The organism is Dehalococcoidales bacterium, from assembly GCA_028717385.1.
In the GTDB taxonomy this organism is placed as follows: Bacteria; Chloroflexota; Dehalococcoidia; order Dehalococcoidales; family CSSed11-197; genus CSSed11-197.
On record JAQUNW010000041.1, the window covers coordinates 1 to 6,589 of the forward strand.

Sequence of the window (6,589 nt, forward strand, 5' to 3'; positions counted from 1 at the left end):
ATGAATATCTTCTTAAACCCATGAACTGTCTTTATCATATTATGATATTTAATTCCCGGCGACGAAGCTACCGTGAATTGCCCTTGCGTTATGCTGAGTGGGGTACCGTCTATCGTTACGAACCTTCGGGCACTTTGCATGGCCTTTCAAGGGTGCGCGGATTTACCCAGGATGATTCTCATATATTTTGCCGTTATAGCCAGCTGGAAGATGAAGTGACCAATGTTCTTGATCTGGCAATGTTTATGATTAAAACTTTTGGCTTTGACCGCTATCAGGTAAAGCTGTCCACCCGGCCGGAGAAGTTTACCGGCACCGAACAGATGTGGGAACACGCTACTTCGACTTTACAAAAAGCGCTTGAGAAAAAAGGCATTGCATATCAAGTTGATCCTGGGGAGGGGGTATTTTACGGTCCGAAAATCGATATTAAATTCGAAGACGCAATGAAACGTGCGTGGCAGGGTCCAACCATACAGGTAGATTTTAATAATCCGCAAAGATTTAACGTTACCTATACCGGCGAAGATGGCCAGGAACAACCAGTGGCTATGGTTCATCGCACCGTTCTCGGTAGTATGGAGCGTTTCATGGCGTGTCTAATAGAGCATTTCGGCGGAGCTTTCCCGTTATGGCTTGCTCCAGTGCAAGTTATGGTTTTACCTGTAGCGGATCGTCACATAGAATACGCAAATACGGTTGCGCAAGAGCTAAGGAACAATCTGATCAGAGTGGAAGTCGATACAAGTTCTTCCACTGTGAATCATAAAATTCGCGATGCCCAGATGAAAAAGGTCCCCTGTATGTTAATTTTGGGGGATAAAGAACTTCAGGCTGGGAATATATCTGTACGCTGGCGTGATGGAAAGCAGGATAATGGGATTGCGGTTAGTGCCCTGCTTGATAGCCTGATTGACTCCATTAGAGACAAAGTCTTATAATCTCAATCTTGATTAGCTTTGATGACTATGTTATAGTCAGGCTGATGATTCATAAACCGGGAGGTAGTGACAAACATAATTAAAGAACTACGCGTTAACGAAAAAATCAGGGGCAAGGAGGTGCGTGTTGTTGGTGAAAAAGGGGAGCAGTTAGGCATATTAACAGTCGCTCAAGCGCTGGAAGCTGCTAACCGCTATAACCTGGACTTGGTAGAGGTAGCGCCAACGGCAGTACCGCCCGTATGCCGTTTAATGGATTACGGCAAATTCAAATACGAACAGACAAAGAAAGAGCGTGAAGCAAAGAGGAACCAGAAGCAATCACTGCTACGAGAGATACGGCTCAGGCCAAAAATTGGTGAGCACGATTTTGAATCCAAGGCTAAAATTGCCAGAAAGCTTCTTGAGGATGGAGACAAAGTAAAGGTAACCATAATGTTCAGGGGGCGTGAGAATGCCCACCCTGAGCTTGGTATTAGATTAATCGGCCGTATGGCGGAGCGTTTATCAGAAGTTGCTTCAGTGGAAAGGGATGCGATAAGGGAAGGGGGAAGATTGCACGCCATTCTTTCACCGTTGCCGAATATTAAACCAAAAGTTAAAGAGGGGATTAAAGAGAAAGATGCCGAAGTTAAAAACGCACAAGGGAGCTAAAACCCGGTTTCATGTTACCGGTACCGGTAAAATTATGCGTACTAAAGGAATGAAGAGCCATTTAAGACGAAAGAAATCCTATAGGGTGAAGTCTTTGTTTGACGAGACTATTCCGGTCAGCCCCGTTGACCGTAAAAGGATAAGCCGGCTTATACCTTATGGGGCTTAATTTTTAGAGGAGTAGAAGGTTGAGGATTAAAACAGGTGTAACTGCACATCATCGACATAAAAAAGTATTAGCGCTAACAAAAGGCCAGAGAGCAAGCCGTCGTTCGTTGTACCGCCGGGCTCATGAGTCCATGTTGCATTCATTGAGCTACGCATATGCTCATCGGCGCGAGCGCAAATCAGACATGCGCAGGCTGTGGATAACACGAATTAATGCAGCAGTGCAATCCAACGGGATGAGCTACAGCCATTTCATTAATGGCCTGAGAAAAGCTTGCATTGATATAGACAGGAAAATGCTGGCAGACCTGGCGGTTAGGCAGCCGGATGCGTTCACCAAGTTGGTAGAAACCGCCCGAGCAGCTTAAATAGCTTAAAACTTTAATAGAATGAATAAGCCCCGCATTAAATATGCGGGGCTTATAAGTTGTTCAGCCAGTATGACAGCGGCTGATTTTGCCGCTGATGTCAACTAATATTCAACAATGCGAGGTAGTGATTTAGCTTGTTCAATCCAGCCCTTTACCATATCCAGATTAGGGGTGCGTCGTACCAATTTCTTCTCAGTGTTTATTTCCTCTATTTTTACCACTAGATTTTCAGCGTTTCGCTGAGCAAGTTCTTTAACTGTATCAACACCTGCTGCTTCCAAAAGATCACTAAACTCTTCGCCTACGCCTTTGATGCGAAACAAATCAGCACGGTTAACCCATTCCAGTATGAGAGCATCGCTTATCCCAGTTTTTTCGGCAACTGCCTTCCTGCCCTTCCGGGTTGCGCCGGCTTCAAGAAGCTTCTCGACTGTTCGGATATCAACTACCTTCAGTTTTTCTGCATATACTGGCCCAATGCCCTCTATGTCACTAATTTTTGCCATTTGAGTCCCCCTTCGAGTTTTCTATTAATGTACTCCTACATAGTTACAAAAGTCAATAGTAATCAAGACTATTATTATAATTTAATTATCTTGGAATCAGGAAAGTTAATATTGGCTAAATGTGCTAAAATACAAGCGTGAATATGTGTGCGCTGTTATCGACATACGCTAAAAAAATTAAGTCAGGTGTTTTAGTGAAAACAAGCCTGTTTAACACACTATCACGGCTATTCATAGTAATGCTTGCTGTAATTTGCACGGCTATACCAGCCGGATGTGTTGACTATAGCCCGGAAAATGCCTCCACGATATCCATTGGTTCTCTTCCTCGCGAGGCTATAGATACATTACAGCTGATAAAAAACGGGGGACCTTTTCCATTCAGGCAAGATGGTGCTACCTTTCATAATTTTGAAGGATTGCTGCCAGAAAAGCCAGATGGATATTACCGAGAATATACTGTCATAACCCCTGGATCGTCAGATCGTGGAGCTCGGAGAATTGTATCAGGAAAAAACGGGGAATATTATTACACTGAAGATCATTATGCTAGTTTTAAACTAATTCTGGAGTAAACAATGGAGGACAATTGGAGTAGTTTTTTAAGTTATTGGCAAAATACCGGGCTCCATTTCTTGCCGATTCATGATGGTGAAGATACTGAAATTCAGAAAGCAGCAGCTGAAAACAACCTAAAAGTCACAACAATAAACATGCAAAGGGTGATTCGTAAGCAAACCTTTCTTAGAAAGATGGCTAAAGGGTTGGAATTCCCTGCACATTTCGGATATAACTGGGATGCGCTTTTTGATTGCTTGACCGATCTTTCCTTGTCAGGGGCTGATGGGCACGTGATCCTGATTTACAACTTACAGTTGCTGGAGAGTAAAGCTCCTGCTGATTTCAAGATAATCAGGAAAGTGTTCGAAACCGCGGCTGATTACTGGCATTCTCACCAAATGCGTTTTTTTATAATTATTAGTGAAAAATCCTCCCTTTCAAATAAGGTGCCGAATGACAGGTAATATTTTATGAGGAGAGGGGTATCAACTTATTCTCCCCATTCTTATTCTGGTAAACCCAGAATTACCCTTGAATTAATCAAGCGCGTGTTAACCTACGCACGGCCTTACAAATGGTGGCTTTTAACCATACTGGCAATAACCTTTTCAGTCGCTGGATTATCTTTATTAACTCCGCTCATTTTACGAGACCTTATAGATCAGACCCTCCCAAATCGGGATCTTCAACGTCTGACATGGCTGGTGATTGCTCTCATTGTGATACCTTTACTAATCAGTACGCTGGAAGTGTTGCACAAACAGTTAAATGCAAGAGTGGGGGAAGGGATAGTATATGATTTGCGCTCGGTTCTTTTTTCCCATCTGCAGAATATGTCCTTAAGTTTTTTTACACATACAAAATCCGGAGAGTTAATGAGCCGGCTCAATAATGATGTGACCGGCGCGCAGAGCGCTATTACCAAGGTATACGTGAGTATAATTACCAGTTTTATTCAGACTGTTGCAGTACTCAGTGTAATGTTTATGCTGGAGTGGCGGCTTACATTGGTAAGCATAGCGGTAGTACCCCTATTTTTAGTGGCAGCTCGAAAACTGGGAAATCGGTTACGTGACGTTGCCCGGGAGCAGCTTGATGTAGTTGCTAAGATGAATGCCATGATGGGAGAGCTGCTGAATGTCAGCGGGGCGCTGTTGGTAAAGCTTTTTGGGCGCATTTTTGAAGAGAACAAGCGTTTTCAGGAGCGAGCAGCAGGAGTGCGCGATATTGGGATTAAACGCGCCGTTACGGGCACTCTATTTTTTGCCAGTATTGGGCTATTGGGCTCAATCGGATTAGCGCTGGTCTATGGAATTGGTGGTTACCTGGTCATTGGTGGGACACTAACTATTGGCACAATTGTTGCACTGGGGGCGTTTCTGGGCAAACTTTACAGTTCCCTGCAAAACCTTACCAATGCACCGGTAGATTTTGCGACATCTATTGTCAGTTTCGAACGAGTTTTCGAAGTCTTGGACTTGCCTCTGGACATTGAAGAGAAACCGAATGCAATAGTTTTACATAATATTAAGGGATCGCTGGAATTTGAAAATGTCAGTTTCTCTTACCCTAAAGACGATATAAGACCACTCAGCGAAGTTCATCGTTTTGGTGAAACGCAGGAAGTGAAGACAGTATTATCAGAAGAAGCGCCGATATTTATGTCTCAACCTGAGCTAGATACAGGGCTGCAAAGAGCACAAATACACTCGCAAGCCCGGGAGATAGCCCTGGAATACGTCTCTTTCAGGGCTGAACCGGGGCAACTGGTGGCACTGGTTGGGCCAAGCGGGGCGGGCAAAACCACTCTTACATATCTCATTCCCCGGCTGTATGACCCTGTTTCCGGGCGAATTCTGATTGATGGCATGGATATTAAAGACGTAACCCTGTCTTCTCTTTCTTCCCAGATCGGCATGGTTACCCAGGAGACCTATCTTTTTCATGATACTGTATTAACGAATTTGCTCTATGCTCGTCCAGGCGCCAAAAGTGATGAAATCAAGGCGGCTGCGCGTGCGGCTAATATTCATGACTTTATAATGGATTTGCCGGAGCGTTATGAAACCGTGGTTGGGGAACGAGGTTACCGGTTGAGCGGAGGAGAAAAACAAAGGATGGCACTGGCTCGGGTTATTTTAAAAGATCCGCGAATACTAGTGCTTGATGAAGCTACCAGCTCGCTCGATAGCGAATCGGAAGCTCTTATCCAGGACGCCCTCGGAAGGGTAATGGCAGACCGGACCAGTATTGTCATTGCTCACCGTTTAAGCACTATACTATCTGCCGATCTCATTTTGGTGATGGACCGTGGCCAAATTGTTGAAAGGGGCACTCATACTGAACTGTTATCCAGCAATGGTATGTATGCAAACCTTTATAAAACGCAATTTAACCAGCCCAAACAATAGATGGCTAGCTCGTCCGGTGTTACCATGCTGGTTCCAGGACACCGTCCCTGTTCTTCCAGTAAGGAAACCACCCTAATGCAATAAATTGAAGGCTGATATCCTTTTTCGCCGGGCGCACTGCTATTCTTTCCAGTTCCTCGGTTGAGGGATCAGTTTTTTCTGCCAATGCATCCATATCTGTCTTAAAATCCGCTTCCAGCTGATCTAGTTTCTGACGATTTGCTTCGACTGTATCTTTAGCTCTTTCGATATCTTTAGTTTCCTTCATTGTGCGGCTCATTCCGCCCATGGTAGTTTTGGCTTTGCTTATAGTGCCGGTGCTGAGAACTTTACGGCCCAGGAAAGCACCGAGAATGGTTGTACCGAAATTTAGCGCAGTCTGTACCTTTTGTTGTTTTGCCTGCTCTTTTTCACGGTCAACCACTGCCTCAGCTTTCCGAATTTTCTCCTGTAAAGAAGCGTGTTTGGTTTCGTATTTACGCCTCAATTTTTCAGTCATCTCGTCACGCTGTTCCCGAGCTTTCTGTTGCAACCTGATTCTGAATTCACGTTCGCTTTCATCCAATGAAGAGTACTCTTTGAGACTGGGGCTTCTAAAAACTTCCAGTTGCTCTTTTCTATACAACCAGCCGGTAAAATCCTTGGCCCAATAATTAAAACTGGTTTCTTTCATAGCTATTGCCGGAACTTCTCCAAACTGAGAATTTCCGGCAGGTGTGGCTTCCAGATCATTGATATCCAGACCCACCTCTTCCGCCGTTTCCCAATCAACCGGAACCGGAGCGTCGCTCACCTGCGCCCGGTAGAACACGTCTTTTACAAAATTCACCCCGGCTTTTACACTCGAGAAGTGTACCTTTCCAGAACCAATAACCTCAGGCCGATAGTACAGGCTTGCCCCTCCGGGTTGACTGCCACGGGCTGGCACAAAATATTGAGCTATCCTGGGCGGCAGAACCGGGCGGTTATGCTGAATC

At 44.8% G+C, this 6,589-nt stretch carries 8 protein-coding genes and 1 pseudogene; 7 read left to right on the top strand and 2 right to left on the bottom strand.

All coding sequences use genetic code 11. The features are described 5' to 3' along the window. The 4 genes and pseudogenes from thrS to rplT all read left to right on the top strand — a co-directional run bounded on the left by thrS (window position 1) and on the right by rplT (window position 2,131). Window positions 1-872, top strand: a pseudogene (thrS, locus tag PHX29_06690) (threonine--tRNA ligase). A 135-nt stretch (window positions 873-1,007) separates the two neighbouring features. Next, window positions 1,008-1,595: a translation initiation factor IF-3 gene (gene infC / locus PHX29_06695; GenBank protein ID MDD5605571.1), complete on the top strand. Its 588-nt coding sequence runs from the start codon at window positions 1,008-1,010 to the stop codon at window positions 1,593-1,595. After that, window positions 1,564-1,764 (top strand): 50S ribosomal protein L35, encoded by a 201-nt coding sequence (gene rpmI, locus PHX29_06700; GenBank protein MDD5605572.1) that lies wholly within the window; start codon window positions 1,564-1,566, stop codon window positions 1,762-1,764. The genes infC and rpmI overlap by 32 nt, the downstream gene beginning before the upstream one ends. Window positions 1,765-1,783: 19 nt before the next feature. After that, on the top strand, window positions 1,784-2,131 hold the full coding sequence (gene rplT / locus PHX29_06705; GenBank protein MDD5605573.1) for a 50S ribosomal protein L20: 348 nt from the start codon (window positions 1,784-1,786) through the stop codon (window positions 2,129-2,131). A 104-nt stretch (window positions 2,132-2,235) separates the two neighbouring features. Here rplT and PHX29_06710 read toward each other — a convergent pair whose 3' ends face one another. Beyond that, a complete protein-coding gene (locus tag PHX29_06710) occupies window positions 2,236-2,640 on the bottom strand; it encodes a DUF4332 domain-containing protein (protein ID MDD5605574.1) in 405 nt (134 codons plus the stop codon). A 194-nt stretch (window positions 2,641-2,834) separates the two neighbouring features. On the opposite strand from PHX29_06710, the gene PHX29_06715 reads away from it, so the two are divergent. The 3 genes from PHX29_06715 to PHX29_06725 are packed head-to-tail and all read left to right on the top strand — an operon-like array spanning window position 2,835 to window position 5,612. Next, window positions 2,835-3,215: a ribonuclease domain-containing protein gene (locus PHX29_06715; protein MDD5605575.1), complete on the top strand. Its 381-nt coding sequence runs from the start codon at window positions 2,835-2,837 to the stop codon at window positions 3,213-3,215. A gap of 3 nt (window positions 3,216-3,218) precedes the next feature. Continuing rightward, entirely contained in the window at window positions 3,219-3,665 is a 447-nt protein-coding gene (locus PHX29_06720) for a barstar family protein (protein ID MDD5605576.1), read from the top strand. A 6-nt stretch (window positions 3,666-3,671) separates the two neighbouring features. After that, a complete protein-coding gene (locus PHX29_06725; protein MDD5605577.1) occupies window positions 3,672-5,612 on the top strand; it encodes an ABC transporter ATP-binding protein in 1,941 nt (646 codons plus the stop codon). Between the two features lie 19 nt (window positions 5,613-5,631). Here PHX29_06725 and PHX29_06730 read toward each other — a convergent pair. After that, on the bottom strand, window positions 5,632-6,589 hold a 958-nt coding region (locus tag PHX29_06730), incomplete at its 5' end, for a hypothetical protein (protein ID MDD5605578.1).

Bases quoted from the DNA above. Each gene is read 5' to 3' on its own strand.
- rpmI (MDD5605572.1), top strand. From the start codon at position 1,564: ATGCCGAAGTTAAAAACGCACAAGGGAGCTAAAACCCGGTTTCATGTT.
- PHX29_06710 (MDD5605574.1), bottom strand. From the start codon at position 2,640: ATGGCAAAAATTAGTGACATAGAGGGCATTGGGCCAGTATATGCAGAA.
- PHX29_06720 (MDD5605576.1), top strand. From the start codon at position 3,219: ATGGAGGACAATTGGAGTAGTTTTTTAAGTTATTGGCAAAATACCGGG.
- PHX29_06725 (MDD5605577.1), top strand. From the start codon at position 3,672: ATGAGGAGAGGGGTATCAACTTATTCTCCCCATTCTTATTCTGGTAAA.